This window comes from Massilia sp. GCM10023247, assembly GCF_042653325.1.
GTDB lineage: Bacteria > Pseudomonadota > Gammaproteobacteria > Burkholderiales > Burkholderiaceae_D > Telluria.
In genome coordinates this window covers 581,147-596,611 of record NZ_JBHSIB010000011.1, presented here as the reverse complement: position 1 = coordinate 596,611, position 15,465 = coordinate 581,147, and the positions used below count along the sequence as shown (strand labels likewise).

Below are 15,465 nucleotides of genomic sequence, written 5' to 3'. Positions count from 1 at the left end.
CGCTGCCGTTTCAGTCTACCGAAATACAATCTATTGAAATATAGATTGTGTGGGCATATAATATGTCCACGCATACTGAAACACGAAGGAAGCCAGATGAACGACAAGCCAAGGATGGACCTGCCCGCCATGCAGACGGCGGCCGCGCGCGCTTGCGGCATGTTGAAAGTGCTGGGCAACCCGGACCGCCTGCTGCTGCTGTGCCAGCTGACCCAGGGCGAGTTCTGCGTCAGCGAACTCGAGGCGCAGCTGGGCATCCAGCAACCGACCCTGTCCCAGCAACTGGGCGTGCTGCGCGAGGAAGGTCTGGTCAGCACCCGCCGCGAAGGCAAGCAGATCTTCTACAAGATCGAGAGCCGCGAGGCCACCGCGGTCATGCAGACCCTGTATCAACTGTACTGCCAGCCGGGCAAGGGAGACGCGTCATGAGCATCGACTGGCTTCATTTCACGCCCTGGACGGCGCTGGCCGGGGGCGTCCTCATCGGCCTGGCGGCGGCCGCCTTCATCCTGCTGAGCGGCCGCATCGCCGGCATCAGCGGCATCCTCGGCGGCCTGCTGCGCCCGGCGCGCGGCGACGTCGCATGGCGCCTTGCCTTCCTGGCCGGCCTGATCGGCGCGCCCCTCGCGTACGGCCTGGTGGCGGCCCTGCCCGAGGTCACCAGTGCCGCCGGCACCGGCACCCTGGTCGCGGCCGGCCTGCTGGTCGGCGTCGGCACCCGCTATGGCGCCGGCTGCACCAGCGGCCACGGCGTGTGCGGGATCTCGCGCGGCTCGCCGCGCTCGATCGCGGCCACCGTCGCCTTCATGTTCGCCGGATTCGTCACCGTCTACGTCGCGCGCCACCTGCTCGCCTGAAAGGAACATCATGCACATCCTCGTCGCATTCGCGGTCGGCCTGGTCTTCGGGCTGGGCCTGATCCTGTCCGGCATGACCGACCCGGCCAAGGTCACGGGCTTTCTCGACCTGGCCGGCAACTGGGACCCCTCGCTCGCCTTCGTGATGGGCGGCGCGATCCTGGTCGGCAGCATCGCCTTCGCCCTGGCGCGCAATCGCGAGCGCGCCCTGCTGGGCGGCGCCATGCGCCTGCCCAGCGCCACTGCCATCGACCGCCGGCTAGTGCTCGGTTCGCTCGCCTTTGGCGCCGGCTGGGGCCTGGCCGGCTACTGCCCCGGCCCGGCGCTGGCCTCGCTCGCCAGCGGCGGCGCCAAGCCGCTGGTCTTCACGCTCGCCATGCTGGCCGGCATGGGGCTGTTCGAACTGTTCGAGCGGCGCGAACGCCGGCCGTCGGCGTCCATGCGTAGCGGAGCCTGAACATGCTGACCGCGCTCGCCCTGGGCCTGGTGGTCGGCCTGATCCTGGCCCTGACCGGCGCCGGCGGCGGCATCCTGGCCGTCCCGCTGCTGGTGTTCGGCGCCGGCCTCGGGGTGGCCGAAGCGGGGCCGATCGGGCTGATGGCGGTGGGCATGGCGGCGGCGCTCGGCACCGTGCTCGGGCTGCGCGCAGGCACGGTGCGCTACCGCGCCGCCCTGCTGGTGGCCGCGGCGGGCATGCTGCTGTCGCCGGCGGGACTGTGGGCCGCGCGCCAGGTCGACAGCCGCTGGCTGTCGGTGCTGTTTGCCCTGGTGCTGCTGCATGTGGCCGCCAAAACCTTCCGCCAGGCGTCCGGGCAGGTCCCGGCTGGGGTGCCGGCGCAGGTGGTCTGCCGGCGCAGCGACGCCAGCGGGCGCTTCATCTGGACCCGTCCCTGCGCCCGGGTGCTGGCCCTGTCGGGCGGCCTTGCCGGCTTGTTGTCGGGCCTGCTGGGCGTGGGCGGCGGCTTCGTGATGGTGCCGGCCTTGCGGCGCTACACGGATTTGCCGATGGCGTCGGCGGTCGCGACCTCGCTGGCCGTCATCGCGCTGATCTCGCTCACCGGCGTGGCCGCCAGCGCCCTGGGCGGCGCGATCGACTGGGCGCTGGCCTTGCCCTTTTCGGGCGGCGCCCTGGCCGGCATGCTGGGCGGACGCGTGCTGGCGGGACGGCTGGCCGGGCCGCAGCTGCAAAAAAGCTTTGCCGCCATATCCGCGCTGGTTGCGCTGGCGATGATCGCCAAGGTAGTTTTTTGAAGAATTCTCTTTCGGAGCTAGACATGACCCTGAACCCGATCCAGTTGTTCGACACCGAATCGTCCACGTTCACCTACATCCTGGCCGCGCCCGGATCGAACGAGGCGGTGATCATCGACCCGGTGGACCGCCACTGCGAGCGCGACCTGCGCCACCTCGAGCGCCTCGGGCTCAAGCTGGCCTACGTGCTCGAAACCCATGCCCACGCCGACCACGTCACCTCGGCCGGCAGGCTGCGCGAGCTGACCGGCGCCCGCGCCGCCGTGCCGTCCGGCTGCGGCATCGCCCCGGCCGAAGTCCAGCTGCACGACGGCGACGTGATCCGCTTCGGGGACAGCGAGGAAATCCGGGTGCTGCATACGCCGGGCCACACGGCCGGCAGCATGAGCTATCTCTGGCGCGGCAATGTGTTCACGGGAGACACCCTCTTGATCGACGGCTGCGGGCGCACCGACTTCCAGAGCGGCAGCAGCGACGCCCTGTATGACAGCGTCACCGGCAAGCTGTTCGCCCTGCCCGACGCCACCCGCATGTGGCCGGGCCACGACTACAAGGGCCAGGCGGTATCGACGATCGGCTGGGAAAAGCGCCATAACGCGCGCCTGGGCAGCGTCCACGGGCGCAGCCGCGAAGAGTTTGCCAGGCTGATGAGCGAACTGAAGCTGCCCCCGCCGAAGCTGATCGACATCGCGGTGCCGGCCAACCAGAGCCTGGGCCTGCCGCACGGGGGTTGAGGCCGGCTGGCGCCCAGTCGAGTCAGCGGCGCTGCTTGACCTTGCGCTCGCCGCCGGCGAAGGCCTCGATCTTCTTGGTCGGCCCCGAGACGATCAGGAGGTCGGCCGGCAGGATGCGGGTTTCCGGCAGCGCGTGCTGGAAGTCTTCGTTGGCGCGCTTGACGCCGACCACGGTGACGCCGAAGCGCGAGCGCACGTGCGACTCGGCCAGGGCCTGGTTGTGGGTGTCCTGGGGCGCATGGATCTTGGCGATCGCAAAACCGTCCTCGAACTCGATGAAGTCCATCATGCGCCCGGTGATCAGGTGCGCCACCCGCTGGCCCATGTCGGCCTCGGGGAAGATCACGTGATGGGCGCCGATGCGCTGGGCGATCTGGCCGTGCTCGGGCGTCATCGCCTTGACCCAGATGTCCTTGATGCCCAGCTCGGTGAGCACCATCAGCGTCATCAGGCTGGCCGCCAGGTCCGAGCCGATCGCGACGATCGCGTGCGAGAAGTCGGCCACGCCCAGCTGCAGCATGACGTTCTCGTTGGTCGAGTCGGCCTGCACCGCGTGGGTCAGGCGGTCGCCCCAGACCTGGACCAAGTCTTCCTTTTGATCGATGCCCATGACGTCGTGGCCGAGCCGCACCAGCGACTGGGCGACGGCGCCCCCGAAGCGTCCGAGCCCGATCACGACGACGCTGTCGCTGCTCGAGAACGCGAACTGTTCTGTGAAAATTCTACCCAACAATTGGATGCTCCTCCGGATAACGGTAAGGCATGCGACGCTCGCCCAGCACCAGCGAGGTCGCCAGCGTGATCGTCCCTACCCTGCCAAAAAACATTAACAGCGTCAGCACCAGTTGTCCGGACGCCGGCAGCTGCGCCGTAATGCCGGTCGACAGCCCGGTCGTACTGAACGCGGAAATCACTTCGAAGATGATCTGGTCGGTCGGGAAATCGGTCAGGCGCAGCAGAAGCAAGGTGCCGAGGACGACCAGGAAGCTGCCGATCGCCAGCACCGTGATTGCCTGGCGCTGGGCCGAGGCGCCGACCCGGCGTCCGAAGGCTTCGGTATCGGTGTGGCCCCTGGCCTCGGCCAGCACCAGCAGGAACAGCACCGCGACGGTGCCGACCTTGACCCCGCCGGCGGTGCCGGCGCTGCCGCCGCCGATGAACATCAGGAAGTAGTGCAAGGCCCAGGTCTCGTGGGTCAACGCAGCGATGTCGACCGTGTTGAAGCCCGAGGTGCGGGTCGCGGCCGAGATGAACAGGCTGTTGAGCAGCTTGTCGGCGATGGCCATCGGGCCCAGCGTGCGCGCATTGTCCCATTCGAACAGCAGCACCACGCAGAAGCCGCCGGCCAGCAACACCGCCGTGCCGGCCAGCGTCAGCTTGGTATGCAGCGACCAGTGGCGCGGGTCGCGCAGGCGCATGCGCAGGTCGTGCAGCACCGGAAAGCCGATGCCGCCGACGATGAAGCCGAGCATGACCGGCAGCAGGATCAGGGCGTCGCCCGCATAGCGCATCAGGCCGTCCGCGTGGATCGAAAAACCGGCATTGTTAAAGGCCGATACCGCATGGAACAGGCCCGACCACGCGGCCTCCTGCCAGCCCAGGCCGTGCCCGAGGTGCAAGCGCAGCGTCAGCACGGCGGCGATGACCGCCTGCGACAGCAGGGTCACCACCAGCACGATGCGGGCGATGCTGGAGACGTCGCCCAGGCCCAGCGAGCGGGTTTCGGTCTGGGTCATCAGGCGCGCACGCAGGCGCGGCGAGCGGTTGACCATCAAGCCCAGCAAGGTCGCCGCCGTCATCATGCCGAAGCCGCCGAGCTGGAACAGGGCCATCAGCGTCCACTGGCCGAAGCTCGACCAGTAGGTGCCGGTGTCGACGGTGACCAGGCCGGTCACGCAGACCGCCGACACCGCCGTGAAGAAGGCCACCATCGGTGGCGCCGCGATCCCGGCCGCCCGCGCGGCCGGCAGCATCAGGAGCAGGGTCCCGATCAGGATGGCGGCCATGAAGGCCAGGGCAACGGCCCTGGCCGGATGCAGGATCGTCTTCACTGGCCCTTATGCGGCCGGTGGATCTCCAGCGGTTCGTCGTCGAAATCCATCGTATCCGTGTCGGGGTCGGATGCGAGCGGCGCCCCCATCCACTTGAGCCAGGCGAAGCCGGCCAGCCCGGCCGTGAGCGAGGCCGCCAGGATCGCCATTTTCGACGCGGTGATCAGCTCGCCCTGCCCGGTGAAGGCGAGGTTGGTGATGAAGATCGACATGGTGAAGCCGATCCCGCCGAGCAGGCCCGCCCCCAGGACGTGACGCCACGCGAGGTCGAGCGGCAGGCGGCACAGGCCGACGGCGACGGCCGCAAAGCTGAACAGCAGGATGCCGATCGGTTTACCCGCGACCAGGCCGGCCAGGATGCCGAGGCTGTTGGCCGACAACAGGTCTTCGGCCCAGCCGGCGCCGATCACGATGCCGGTGTTGGCCAGCGCGAAGATCGGCAGGATGATGAAGGCGACCGGCGTGTGCAAGGCGTTTTCCAGCTTGTGCGAGGGCGAGGCGGCATCGTCTTCAAGCGCCGAATACGGAATCGCGAAGGCCAGCAGCACGCCGGCGATGGTCGCATGCACGCCCGACTTGAGCATCAGGAACCACATCAGGGCGCCACCCAGCAGGTAGGGCAGCAAGGCCAGCACGCGCAGGATGCGGTTCATCGCCAGCAGCGCGCCGAACACGGCGAGCGCGGCCAGCAGGTACACGAAGGACAGCTCGGCCGTGTAGAACACGGCGATGACGATGATGGCCCCGAGGTCGTCCATGACGGCGAGCGCGGCCAGGAAGACCTTGAGGGAAGCCGGCACCTCCTTGCCGAGCAGGCTCAGCACGCCGAGGGCGAAGGCGATGTCGGTCGCCATCGGGATGCCGATGCCGGCCTGGGTCGGCGTGCCGCCGTTCAACGTGAAGTGGATCAGGGCCGGGACGGCGATGCCGCCGGCAGCCGCGACGATCGGCAGCATGGCATTGCGCAGGTCGGACAGTTCGCCGTTTTTCAGCTCGCGGTGCAGTTCGAGCCCGATCAGCAGGAAAAAGACCGCCATCAGCGCGTCGTTGACCCAGTGCTCGATGGAGAGGCCCGCCACGTACTGGTGCCAGAAGCCGACGTAGCCCTCGCCCCAGGCGGAGTTCGCGATCAGCAGCGACACCAGCGTGCACAGGATCAGGAGGACGGCACCGGCCTTGCCGGAACCGAGGAACTGCTTGAAAGTGTTAGAGAGTTTTTTTTCTATCCGCATTGTCTTCTCCGGCGACCGCTGCCTGGCGTCGCCACGGGCCCGCGCGCCGCACACATGCGTGCATACATGCATGCAAACATGCTGTCGGGCGAAGATGGGCCGGGGATGACAGGACAACGGACGCAAGTAACCCGCGTGGCGGCCCGACCATCGCGCTTCCTGTCATACCTGTACGGCATGATCACCCTTGCCGAATTATACCCCAGGCGCTTGCCTGTACGATACGCCTGCCCGGCGTGAAGGACCGTTCCTCCCCGCTTACATGGCCTTGAACAATTCGATGGCGATCCTCGCCTGGTCCGCCTGCTGCATGTCGGTATTGTTCAGCAGGACGACGGCCCGGCCGTCCCCCGGGTCGTAGGCCAGCAGGGTCTTGTAGCCGCCGGTGGCGCCGGACTCCCACGCCAGGGTGCGGACGCCATCCTTGGTGGCGATGGTCCGCACCCGGCCGCCCAGCGCATAGTCTTCGGAGGCGACCTGCACCGTCATGAGCTCCTTGCGCGCCTTGTCGGACAGGAGCTTGGTGAAATACACGGTGTCCGCAATCGCGACCAGGTCGCTCGCGGTGCTGTACAGGGTGCCGCTGGCCACCACCATCGGCGGCGCAGGCGGCGTCTTGCGCCCGCCCGAGCCAGCGTAGGCCACCGCCATGCCCACCGAGTCCTCGTAGCCGGTCTCGGCGAAACTGGTGTCGCGCACCTTGGCCGGCGCCAGTACCAGTTCCTCGACGGTTTCGGTGAAGGGTTTGCCGTTGGCCCGCTCGACGACGGCGGCCACCAGCACCCAGTTGGTGACCGAGTATTCCCATTTCTCGCCCGGTTGGGCGTTGAGCGCACCGGCGCCGAAGCGCAATGCGGCCTCCACCGGGCCAATCTCCAGTTCGGCCACCGCGGGATCCTTGCGCAGCGCCTCCTGCAATCCGTTCGGAATGCCGCTGCGGTTGGTCAGCAACTGGCGCAGCGTCACCGCGCCGTTCTCGGGCGGCAGTTCCGGCAAGTGGCGCCCGATCGGCGCATCGAGGTCGAGCTTGCCCATGTCGGCCAGGCGCAGCACGGTCACGGCGCTGATCCATTTGGTCGCCGAGCCGATCATGAAACGGGTGTCCTTCGTGTTCGCCTGCGCCTGCTCGCGCAGGGCCAGCCCGCTGGCGCGCACGACCAGCGTCGAACGGGCATCCTCGCGCACGGCGATCACCCCGCTGTACTCCCTGGGCGCATGGCGCTCGATCAGGGGGCCGGCGCTGAGCCGGTCGACCACGGCGCAACCGGACAGCAGCGAGACGATGGAAGCGAAGGCCAGGGAGGCAAGCCAGGAGGAACGAGCGCGCATGGGGACTCCGGGACGGATGGGCAGGCTGGCATTGTAGCCCCTGGGCAGTATGTACGGCGGACGCTGTGCGGGGCTGCAGGGTTTCGCCGGGTTTCGCCGATCCTCGCCCAGCCTGCGCGAGCCGGAAAACCCGGTGGTTTCGGCCCGGACGGCTCACATCTGCTTACAAACTGAACTTACCATTTTTTCAAAACGCGCTAAGCTCTCCCCTTGGAACGTAGAATTGAGTAGCACATGATGAAGACGCAACTGCTTGAAGACATAGGCGAAAACGCTGCATTACCCCCTGCGCCTTTCAAGAAACCCGGGAATTCGAACACAGCCGAAGCGGCAGCCAAGCCGGCGCCGGCGCAAAAGCCTGCCGTGGAGCCGTTCGTGCCCGGCACGCCCCAGCCAGACCAGGAACCGACACCGCTGGAGCTCGACAGCGTCTTCGAGGAAATCGCCGCGCTGGAAGCGCAGTACGTGGCGCCGAAGGCGCAGCCCGAACCTGCCCTTGCGCCGCCCGAGCCTAGGCTCGCCCCGCAACCGGCGCCGCCTGCGGCGCTGGCGCCAGAGCCCGGGTTCGACTTCACCCCACCCTCCCCGCCACGGCAAGCGGCTGATCCGTTTGCGACGGTCCCAGGCGGGCGGGCGCTGCCTGTCCGCCCGGCCGAGCCTTTGCCGCCCCCGCCCGAGCTGACGGCGGCCCCGGACGCGCCGCAAGCTGCGGCCGTGGCGCCCGATACCCTGTTCGACTTCACGCCCCCTGCGCCGGCAGTGCAGGCAGCCGATCCGTTCACGCATGTCCGAACCGAGCCCCGGCATCCACCGGCCAGCCCTGCGGCCGAGGCCGCGCCGATCCTGAGCCAGGCTGCGCCCGGCCCCGTATTCGACTTCACGCCACCTGCGCCGGAACTTCCTGCAGCCGACCCGTTCACTCGCGCCGGGTCCGGACGATCCGGGCAGCGCTATCTGGTCTTGGCCGCGTGCCTGCTGGCGGCGGTGCTGCTGATCCTGGGCGGCCGCTGGTTCTACCAGGCGCGCAACGACGGCGGGTCGCTCGCGCTCGTCGCCAATCAAGCGAAAGCACCTCCCCAGGTCGACAAGACCGCCCAGCAGCCGGCGCCTGCGGTAAGAGACGGCGGCGCGGCGCCCGCTGCACCCGCTACCCGCGCGCCAGCTGCCGTGCCGCCCATGGTCATGCTGGAACCCGATCCGTCCGCTGCCGCCAAGCCTGAACCGGCGCCCGAGCCGGTGGCGGGCCAGGACGAGGCCAGCCCCGCGCCGAAGCCCGAACCTGTGGCGAAACAGGCGCCCCCTGCTCCATCGCCGAAGCCGGCAGGCCGCGTACCCGCGCGCCAGCCGGCAGCCGCCGCCGTCGAAACAGGTCAGCCGGAAGTACAGGACACGTCGATGACGGCCACGCTGAAGGCATGCAGGCAACGTGGCTACGACGCGGCGCAATGCGTCAAGCGCGCATGCAGCATGACCAAGTATGGGTTTGCTTGCCGGGGACAGTGAGCCAAGACGGGCACCTGCTCGTCCACCGCACGCGCACATGTGTCGTTGCAATGGCACACAAGGCCGGCATGTGCCCAAAAACCGTCCAACCCGGCCAGCGTAGTATTTTGCTCACATAAATGCCTCGGATGCTGCAGCTCCCCGGGCATTTGCAACAAAAACTGTGTAACGCCCTTAGGTTTTAGTTAACAATATTCACATCCCATATAACCGGTATCATCACTATCAATTGGCATCTATCGATAGTGTTCATTATATTTCAGTTCATCGCATATATTTACTATCAGGAGCTGAATATGATTAACGCACCAGCCGTCTCGAATTACGCAGCCGCACCATCGCACTCGTTTCTGTCGCTCGTCGTCGCTTTCCTGACGCTCAGCCTGCGCGAGAAGCTCGACCCGACCTACACCGGCGAAGACTCGGACCCGGCCTACTACGGCTGCGGCCTGTAATTTTCCCGTCCTGCCGCGGCAGGACGAAACAGTACGGCGCCATGCCAGAACGGCGCGCACTGCGCTGGCACCCGTCAGCTGAAGCAGTCACGAGCGATCGTGACTGCTTTTTTTTTGCCTTGCCCGAGCTTCTCCCGCCTCACGCGAACAGCCGCGCAAACACCTGGCGCAGCCAGCGGTTCGAGGCATCGGCGTGATAGCGCTCGTGCCAGTGCTGCTTGACCTGGAAGCTGGGCAGCGCAACCGGCACCGGCAGCAGGCGGATGTCCTCGCTGGCCGCCATTTCCTCGCCGTAGCGGTGCGGCACGATGGCGAGCAGCTCGGTCTGGGCGACGATGCGCGCCGCGCCGAGGAAACTCGGCAGCTTGAGCACGACGCGCCGTTCGATGCCCTCGCTCGCCAGCACCTTGTCGACGATCGCGTGGCCGGTGCCGGAAGTGCGCACCAGCAGGTGCTCCTCGCGCTGCAGGGCCTCCAGGCTGAGCGTATCGCGCACGCGCGGGTGGCGGTTGGCCACCAGGCAGACGAATTCCTGGTCGAACAGCTTTTGCTGGTAGAAGCCCGCTTCCAGGTGCGGCATGAAGCCGACCGCCAGGTCGACCCGGCCGTCGGCCAGCTCGAAGGGGCTGTCGGGCGAGATCTTCGAGATCTCGACCTGTATGCCGGGCCCGTACTCGCGCAGGTAGTTCAGCAAGCGCGGGAGCAGCACGATCTCGCTGATGTCGGTCATGCAGATGCGGAACTCGCGGGTGCTGGCGCCCGGCTCGAACACGGGCTCGTCGAGCAGCGCATGCTGCAGCGCCTGCAGCGCGCGGCGCACGTCGCCGATGGCATTGCCCGCGCGCGGCGTCGGCTCCATGCCTTTCGCGGTGCGCGTAAACAGCCGGTCCTTGAAATGCTCGCGCAGCCGCGCCAGGCCCAGGCTCACCGTCGACTGCGGCAGCCCCAGGTTCTCGGCGGCCCGGGTCACGTTGCCGGTCTTGTAGATTTCGTCGAAGACGAGCAGCAGTTCGAGGTCGAAGCGTTTCAAGGCAGGCCACCCACTATTTAAAAACCTGATTATAGCAATCAGCTTCGATCAGTTTTCAGGATAGCGCGCGCCGGGCACACTAAGGGCATCCACCCATGCAGGAGCCCACCATGCTTTCGACCCCTACCCACAAACCCTCGGTGATTGTCGCCGGCGCCGGCATCGGCGGCATCGCCACCGCACTGACCCTGGCGCGCCAGGGCATCGCCGTCACGGTTCTCGAACAATCGGCCGAACTGGGCGAGATCGGCGCCGGCCTGCAGCTGGCGCCGAACGCCTTTGCCGCCCTCGACGCGCTCGGCGTGGGCGAAGCGGTGCGCGCGCGCGCCGTGTTCACCGAACGCCTGGTGATGATGGACGCGGTCGATTGCAGCGAGGTCGGCTCCTTCGAGGTCGGCGAAGCTTTCCGCGCGCGTTTCGGCAATCCCTATGCCGTGATCCACCGCGCCGACATCCACACCGCCATCCTCGACCACGTGCACCGCACGCCGCACATCGAGCTGGTCACCTCCTGCCACATCGACGCGATCGAGCAGGACGCCACCGGCGTCACCGCGATTGCGCGCGACGGCCGGCGCTACCAAGCCGACTACCTGGTCGGCTGCGACGGCATCAAGTCGGTCGCCCGCGACGTGGTGGTCGGCGACCCGGTGCGGGTCTCGGGCCACGTGGTCTACCGCGCCGTGGTGCCGGCGGCCGAGATGCCGGACGACCTGCGCTGGAATGCGCCGGTGCTCTGGGCCGGCCCGAACTGCCACCTGGTGCACTACCCGCTGCGCAGCGGCGACCAGTACAACCTGGTGGTCACCTTCCACAGCCGGGAACCGGAGGTCTGGGACGTGCGCGACGGCAGCAAGGAAGAGGTGCTGTCCTATTTCACGGGCATCGCCGAGCTGCCGCGCCAGCTCCTGCACTGCCCCTCGAGCTGGCGCCGCTGGAGCACGGCCGACCGCAACCCCGTCGAGAACTGGACGAAAGGCCGCATCACCCTGCTCGGCGACGCCGCCCACCCTACCCTGCAATACCTGGCCCAGGGCGCCTGCATGGCGCTCGAAGACGCGGTGACCCTGGGTGAAGCGGTGCGCCATTGCGGCTTCGACATGGAGGCGGCGTTCGCGCTGTACCAGAAGTCGCGCATCGCGCGCACCGCGCGGGTGGTGCTGTCGGCGCGCGAGATGGGCCGCCTGTACCACGCCCACGGGGTCGAGCGCCTGGTGCGCAACGACTTGTGGAAGGGCCGCGACCAGAAGGGTTTCTACGACGCGCTGCAATGGCTGTATGGCTGGAATGCGGCCGACTGCCTCGCCCACGATTGAACCGACGACAGGAGAACACAATGCATCAGGACCTGAAAGACGCGCGCCGCGCCCTCTACGAGGACATGCTGGGCCTGCACCTGACCCCGCTCTGGGAGTCGCTGCACCAGCTGGTGCCGAAACAGCCCTCGCCCGGCTACGACGCCGCCCTGTGGCGCTTCGCCGACATCCTGCCGCTGCTCGAGCGCGCCGGCCAGCTGATCTCGGCCGAGGAAGCCGTGCGCCGCGTGCTGGTGCTGGAAAACCCGGCCCTGCCCGGCAGCTCCTCGATCACCCATTCGCTCTACGCCGGCCTGCAGCTGATCCTGCCCGGCGAGGTAGCGCCGGCCCATCGCCACACCCAGTCGGCGCTGCGCTTCATCGTCCAGGGCAAGGGCGCGTACACCGCCGTCGACGGCGAACGCACCACCATGCACCCGGGCGACTTCATCCTGACCCCGTCCTGGGCCTGGCACGACCACGGCAACCCGGGCATCGACGGCGTCGCCGAACCCGTGATCTGGCTCGACGGCCTCGACATCCCGACCACGCGCTTCTTCTGCGGCGGCTTCGCCGAGAACGGTGAGGCCGCCAGCCAGCCGGTGGCGCGTCCCGAAGGCCGCAGCCTGGCCGCCTACGGCTACAACATGGCGCCGGTGCGCCAGCTGCACACGCGCAGCAGCTCGCCGATCTTCAACTATCCGTATGCCCGCTCGCGCGAGGCGCTCGACACCCTGCGCCGCCAGGAAGAAGTCGACCCGTGGACCGGCGTCAAGCTGCGCTATATTAATCCGCTGACCGGCGGCGCCCCGATGCCGACCATCGGCGCGTGCATGCAGCTGCTGCCGGCCGGCTTCAAGGGCCTGCCGCACCGCAGCACCGACGGCACCATCTACAGCGTCGTCGAAGGCAGCGGCAGCGCTACCATAGGCGGGCGCCGTTTCGAGTTCGCGGCGCGCGACACCTTCGTGGTGCCCTCCTGGGCCACGCTGGTGCTCGAAGCGAGCGACGAGGCGGTGCTGTTCAGCTTCTCGGACCGGCCGGTCCACGAAGCGCTTGGTATGCTGCGCGAAGAGTTCCTTTCCAAATAACCTTTTTGAGAGACCTGAAATGAGCAACAAGTTCCTGTTCCCGCCGCACGCCGTCGTCGGCCTGCCCGTCACCGGCAGCGATGCCGCCTTCCCGGTGCGCCGCGTCTACTGCGTCGGCCGCAACTATGCGGCCCATGCCCGCGAGATGGGCTTCGACCCCGACCGCGAACCGCCCTTCTTCTTCTGCAAGCCGAACGACGCGCAGTCGGTGGTGGCGGTTCCGGCCAACGAAACGGTCGCGCTGCCCTACCCGCCGCTCACCGAGAACTACCATTACGAGATCGAACTCGTGGTCGCGATCGGCAAGGCCGGGCGCGACATCGCGCCTGAAGACGCCGCCGAACACATCTTCGGCTATGCCGTGGGCCTGGACATGACCCGGCGCGACCTGCAGATGCGCATGCGCGAACAGGGCCGCCCATGGGAAATCGGCAAGGCCTTCGATTATTCGGCGCCGGTCGGCCCGATCACGCCGCGCAGCGACAGCGGCGCCATCGACAGCGGCGCGATCGCGCTGACGGTCGACGGCAAGACGGTCCAGAGCAGCGACATCACCCACCTGATCTGGAACGTGGCCGAGACCATCGCCCAGCTCTCGACCCTGTTCGAACTGCAGCCTGGCGACCTGATCATGACCGGCACGCCGGAAGGCGTGGGCGCGGTCAAGCGCGGCCAGCGCATGGTCGGCAGCATCGCCGGCCTCGAATCGATCAGCATCGACGTCGTCTAAGTTCCCACTTGCCGGCGGCGCGCCGCCGTCGCCGGCATCATCTCACCGCTTCCCCACATGAAACTCCATACCTATTACCGCAGCTCGGCCTCCTACCGGGTGCGCATCGCCTTGAAGCTCAAGGGCCTGCAGGCCGAGGAAAGCCATGTCCACCTGTCGAAGAACGGCGGCGAGCAGTTCGGCGCCGCCTACGACGCCCTCAATCCCCAGCACCTGCTGCCGGCGCTCGAGGTCGATGGCCGGGTGCTGACCCAGTCGCTGGCGATCATCGAATACCTCGACGAGACGCGCCCGGCGACGCCGCTGCTGCCGTCCGACGCCCCCGGCCGCGCCCGCGTGCGCGCGCTGAGCCAGGCGATCGCCGCCGACATCCACCCGATCAATAACCTGCGCGTGCTGAAATACCTGGGCACCGAGCTGGGCGCGAGCCAGGACGGCAAGAACGCCTGGTACCGCCACTGGGTCGCCCTGGGCCTGGAGGCGATCGAGCGCCAGCTGGCCGCCAACCCGGCCAGCGGCCTGTTCTGCCACGGCGACACCCCGACCATGGCCGACTGCTGCCTGGTGCCCCAGCTGTACAACGCGCGCCGCTTCGAATGCGACCTGTCCGGCTACCCGACCCTCACCGCGATCGAGGCCCGCTGCCTGGCGCTGCCGGCGTTCCGCGATGCGCAGCCGGAGTTGCAGCCGGACGCGGAATGATGATGTAGATCGTAGGGTGGAGTCCCGACTCCGCCGTTGCGCAGCGTGTGCAGCGGTGGAGTCGGGACTCCACCCTACGTCTTACGGCTCGCGAACAGCGCGCCGCCGGCGAGGATCGCGGCCAGCGCCCAGAACACGACACCCGAGCCGCCCGCCGAGCCGATCGCGCCGAAACTCACCGGCAGCAGCGTCTGGCTGGCATTCACCAGCATGGTGCGCACCCCGATCGCCTCGCCGCTGCGTCCCGGCGGCGAAGCCTCCTGCAGCGCGGTCATGATCATCGGCAGCGCCGAGCCGAGCCCCAGTCCCAGCACGAAGGCCAGCGCCAGCAGCGCCGCCAAGTTGGACAACAGCGGCAGCAGCGCATACACGAGGGCCGTCACGCCGAGCGCGCCGGCCAGCACCCGCCAGGGCGGGAAGGCGCGCGCCAGCGCCGGCATGAACAGGCGCACGACAAAGGTGCCGGCGCCGAACGCGCCCATCACCAGGCCGATGGCGGAAGCCGACAGTCCGGCCTGGGCGCCGTGCATCGGCATCATGAAGGTAAACAGGTCCCAGCCCATCGCCAGCAAGGCGCTGGCGACGAACACGGCGCGCAGGGGCGCGTGGCGCAGCAGGTCGATGGCGCGCGCCTTGTGCGCCTGGCGTGGCCGCGGCGGGACCGTTGACGCCTCGCGGCGCCGGTGCCACAGCAGGGCCAGCGCGCCGAGCGGCAGCAATGCCAGCGCCAGGAAGGCCCGGCTGCCGCCGGCATGGTCGACCAGCAGGCCGGCCAGCACCGGGCCGGCAATGGTGGAAGTCGAGATGCCCAGCGCGAGCAGCGAAAACCCGTGGGTCAGCTTGCCGGGCGCACTGCCCTTGCCGACCGCGTTGTTGATCGCCAGGTGCACCAGCATGAAGCCCGAGCCCAGCAGCACCGCGGCCGCGCCCAGGCCAAGTAGCGAGGGCAGCATGGCCAGCAGCAGCGCCCCTTCCAGCATCAGCAGCGCGAGCAGGATCGGGCGGCCGACGCTGCTGCGGTCGGTCCAGCGCCCGGCGTGCACCGACAACAGCATCGGCAGCACGGCCAGCATCGAGAGCACCAGGCCCACCTCGAAGGGCGTGCCGCCGAGCCGGATCGCCGCCAGCGTCAAGGCCACGCGTCCGCCCGTAAACGCCGTGTGCGCCAGTACCAGCAGCGCGATCAGGACGGGCAGCCGCATGCG

At 68.2% G+C, this 15,465-nt stretch carries 17 protein-coding genes; 11 read left to right on the top strand and 6 right to left on the bottom strand.

The window, feature by feature from the left end:
- Positions 1-96 precede the first annotated feature (96 nt).
- The 5 genes from ACFPAH_RS13025 to ACFPAH_RS13005 are packed head-to-tail and all read left to right on the top strand — an operon-like array spanning position 97 to position 2,842.
- Positions 97-429, top strand: coding sequence for a metalloregulator ArsR/SmtB family transcription factor (locus ACFPAH_RS13025; protein WP_379745801.1), 333 nt, complete (start codon positions 97-99; stop codon positions 427-429).
- A complete protein-coding gene (locus ACFPAH_RS13020; protein ID WP_379745799.1) occupies positions 426-857 on the top strand; it encodes a YeeE/YedE family protein in 432 nt (143 codons plus the stop codon). Before ACFPAH_RS13025 ends, ACFPAH_RS13020 begins: the two co-directional genes overlap by 4 nt.
- A 10-nt stretch (positions 858-867) precedes the next feature.
- Positions 868-1,314: a YeeE/YedE family protein gene (locus ACFPAH_RS13015; protein WP_379745796.1), complete on the top strand. Its 447-nt coding sequence runs from the start codon at positions 868-870 to the stop codon at positions 1,312-1,314.
- Positions 1,315-1,316: 2 nt separating this feature from the next.
- Complete coding sequence (locus tag ACFPAH_RS13010; RefSeq protein ID WP_379745793.1) at positions 1,317-2,108, top strand: sulfite exporter TauE/SafE family protein; 792 nt, start codon at positions 1,317-1,319, stop codon at positions 2,106-2,108.
- Positions 2,109-2,131: 23 nt separating this feature from the next.
- Positions 2,132-2,842: an MBL fold metallo-hydrolase gene (locus ACFPAH_RS13005; RefSeq protein WP_379745790.1), complete on the top strand. Its 711-nt coding sequence runs from the start codon at positions 2,132-2,134 to the stop codon at positions 2,840-2,842.
- 22 nt (positions 2,843-2,864) lie between these two features.
- On the opposite strand, the gene ACFPAH_RS13000 is transcribed toward ACFPAH_RS13005, so the two are convergent.
- The 4 genes from ACFPAH_RS13000 to ACFPAH_RS12985 form a co-directional block, all read right to left on the bottom strand.
- On the bottom strand, positions 2,865-3,575 hold the full coding sequence (locus ACFPAH_RS13000) for a potassium channel family protein (RefSeq protein ID WP_379745787.1): 711 nt from the start codon (positions 3,573-3,575) through the stop codon (positions 2,865-2,867).
- A complete protein-coding gene (locus ACFPAH_RS12995; protein WP_379745784.1) occupies positions 3,565-4,893 on the bottom strand; it encodes a TrkH family potassium uptake protein in 1,329 nt (442 codons plus the stop codon). The genes ACFPAH_RS13000 and ACFPAH_RS12995 overlap by 11 nt, the downstream gene beginning before the upstream one ends.
- Complete coding sequence (gene nhaA / locus ACFPAH_RS12990) at positions 4,890-6,125, bottom strand: Na+/H+ antiporter NhaA (protein ID WP_379745781.1); 1,236 nt, start codon at positions 6,123-6,125, stop codon at positions 4,890-4,892. The genes ACFPAH_RS12995 and nhaA overlap by 4 nt, the downstream gene beginning before the upstream one ends.
- 258 nt (positions 6,126-6,383) lie before the next feature.
- Positions 6,384-7,454, bottom strand: coding sequence for a serine hydrolase domain-containing protein (locus ACFPAH_RS12985; RefSeq protein WP_379745778.1), 1,071 nt, complete (start codon positions 7,452-7,454; stop codon positions 6,384-6,386).
- Positions 7,455-7,688: 234 nt separating this feature from the next.
- Here ACFPAH_RS12985 and ACFPAH_RS12980 point away from each other — a divergent pair, with 234 nt between their 5' ends.
- On the top strand, positions 7,689-8,957 hold the full coding sequence (locus ACFPAH_RS12980) for a hypothetical protein (RefSeq protein ID WP_379745775.1): 1,269 nt from the start codon (positions 7,689-7,691) through the stop codon (positions 8,955-8,957).
- 296 nt (positions 8,958-9,253) lie between these two features.
- A complete protein-coding gene (locus ACFPAH_RS12975; RefSeq protein WP_379745772.1) occupies positions 9,254-9,412 on the top strand; it encodes a hypothetical protein in 159 nt (52 codons plus the stop codon).
- A gap of 139 nt (positions 9,413-9,551) precedes the next feature.
- On the opposite strand, the gene ACFPAH_RS12970 is transcribed toward ACFPAH_RS12975, so the two are convergent.
- Complete coding sequence (locus tag ACFPAH_RS12970) at positions 9,552-10,442, bottom strand: LysR family transcriptional regulator (RefSeq protein WP_379745769.1); 891 nt, start codon at positions 10,440-10,442, stop codon at positions 9,552-9,554.
- 110 nt (positions 10,443-10,552) lie between these two features.
- Here ACFPAH_RS12970 and ACFPAH_RS12965 point away from each other — a divergent pair, with 110 nt between their 5' ends.
- Genes ACFPAH_RS12965 through maiA form a run of 4 tightly spaced genes read left to right on the top strand, consistent with a single transcriptional unit; the run spans position 10,553 to position 14,260 of the window.
- A complete protein-coding gene (locus tag ACFPAH_RS12965) occupies positions 10,553-11,758 on the top strand; it encodes a 3-hydroxybenzoate 6-monooxygenase (RefSeq protein WP_379745766.1) in 1,206 nt (401 codons plus the stop codon).
- Positions 11,759-11,778: 20 nt separating this feature from the next.
- Positions 11,779-12,828, top strand: coding sequence for a gentisate 1,2-dioxygenase (gene gtdA, locus ACFPAH_RS12960; protein ID WP_379745763.1), 1,050 nt, complete (start codon positions 11,779-11,781; stop codon positions 12,826-12,828).
- 19 nt (positions 12,829-12,847) lie between these two features.
- Positions 12,848-13,558, top strand: coding sequence for a fumarylacetoacetate hydrolase family protein (locus ACFPAH_RS12955; protein ID WP_379745759.1), 711 nt, complete (start codon positions 12,848-12,850; stop codon positions 13,556-13,558).
- Positions 13,559-13,615: 57 nt separating this feature from the next.
- Positions 13,616-14,260, top strand: coding sequence for a maleylacetoacetate isomerase (gene maiA, locus ACFPAH_RS12950; protein ID WP_379745756.1), 645 nt, complete (start codon positions 13,616-13,618; stop codon positions 14,258-14,260).
- Between the two features lie 74 nt (positions 14,261-14,334).
- Here the strand turns inward: maiA and ACFPAH_RS12945 are convergent, their stop codons facing one another.
- Positions 14,335-15,462 carry an MFS transporter gene (locus tag ACFPAH_RS12945; protein ID WP_379745753.1) on the bottom strand — a complete coding sequence of 376 codons (1,128 nt, stop codon included), beginning with the start codon at positions 15,460-15,462 and terminating at the stop codon, positions 14,335-14,337.
- Positions 15,463-15,465 lie beyond the last annotated feature (3 nt).

Bases quoted from the DNA above. Each gene is read 5' to 3' on its own strand.
- ACFPAH_RS12945 (WP_379745753.1), bottom strand. From the start codon at position 15,462: ATGCGGCTGCCCGTCCTGATCGCGCTGCTGGTACTGGCGCACACGGCG.
- maiA (WP_379745756.1), top strand. From the start codon at position 13,616: ATGAAACTCCATACCTATTACCGCAGCTCGGCCTCCTACCGGGTGCGC.
- ACFPAH_RS12955 (WP_379745759.1), top strand. From the start codon at position 12,848: ATGAGCAACAAGTTCCTGTTCCCGCCGCACGCCGTCGTCGGCCTGCCC.
- ACFPAH_RS12980 (WP_379745775.1), top strand. From the start codon at position 7,689: ATGATGAAGACGCAACTGCTTGAAGACATAGGCGAAAACGCTGCATTA.
- ACFPAH_RS13025 (WP_379745801.1), top strand. From the start codon at position 97: ATGAACGACAAGCCAAGGATGGACCTGCCCGCCATGCAGACGGCGGCC.
- ACFPAH_RS13010 (WP_379745793.1), top strand. From the start codon at position 1,317: ATGCTGACCGCGCTCGCCCTGGGCCTGGTGGTCGGCCTGATCCTGGCC.
- ACFPAH_RS12965 (WP_379745766.1), top strand. From the start codon at position 10,553: ATGCTTTCGACCCCTACCCACAAACCCTCGGTGATTGTCGCCGGCGCC.
- gtdA (WP_379745763.1), top strand. From the start codon at position 11,779: ATGCATCAGGACCTGAAAGACGCGCGCCGCGCCCTCTACGAGGACATG.
- ACFPAH_RS13005 (WP_379745790.1), top strand. From the start codon at position 2,132: ATGACCCTGAACCCGATCCAGTTGTTCGACACCGAATCGTCCACGTTC.
- nhaA (WP_379745781.1), bottom strand. From the start codon at position 6,125: ATGCGGATAGAAAAAAAACTCTCTAACACTTTCAAGCAGTTCCTCGGT.
- ACFPAH_RS13015 (WP_379745796.1), top strand. From the start codon at position 868: ATGCACATCCTCGTCGCATTCGCGGTCGGCCTGGTCTTCGGGCTGGGC.
- ACFPAH_RS12985 (WP_379745778.1), bottom strand. From the start codon at position 7,454: ATGCGCGCTCGTTCCTCCTGGCTTGCCTCCCTGGCCTTCGCTTCCATC.
- ACFPAH_RS12975 (WP_379745772.1), top strand. From the start codon at position 9,254: ATGATTAACGCACCAGCCGTCTCGAATTACGCAGCCGCACCATCGCAC.
- ACFPAH_RS13020 (WP_379745799.1), top strand. From the start codon at position 426: ATGAGCATCGACTGGCTTCATTTCACGCCCTGGACGGCGCTGGCCGGG.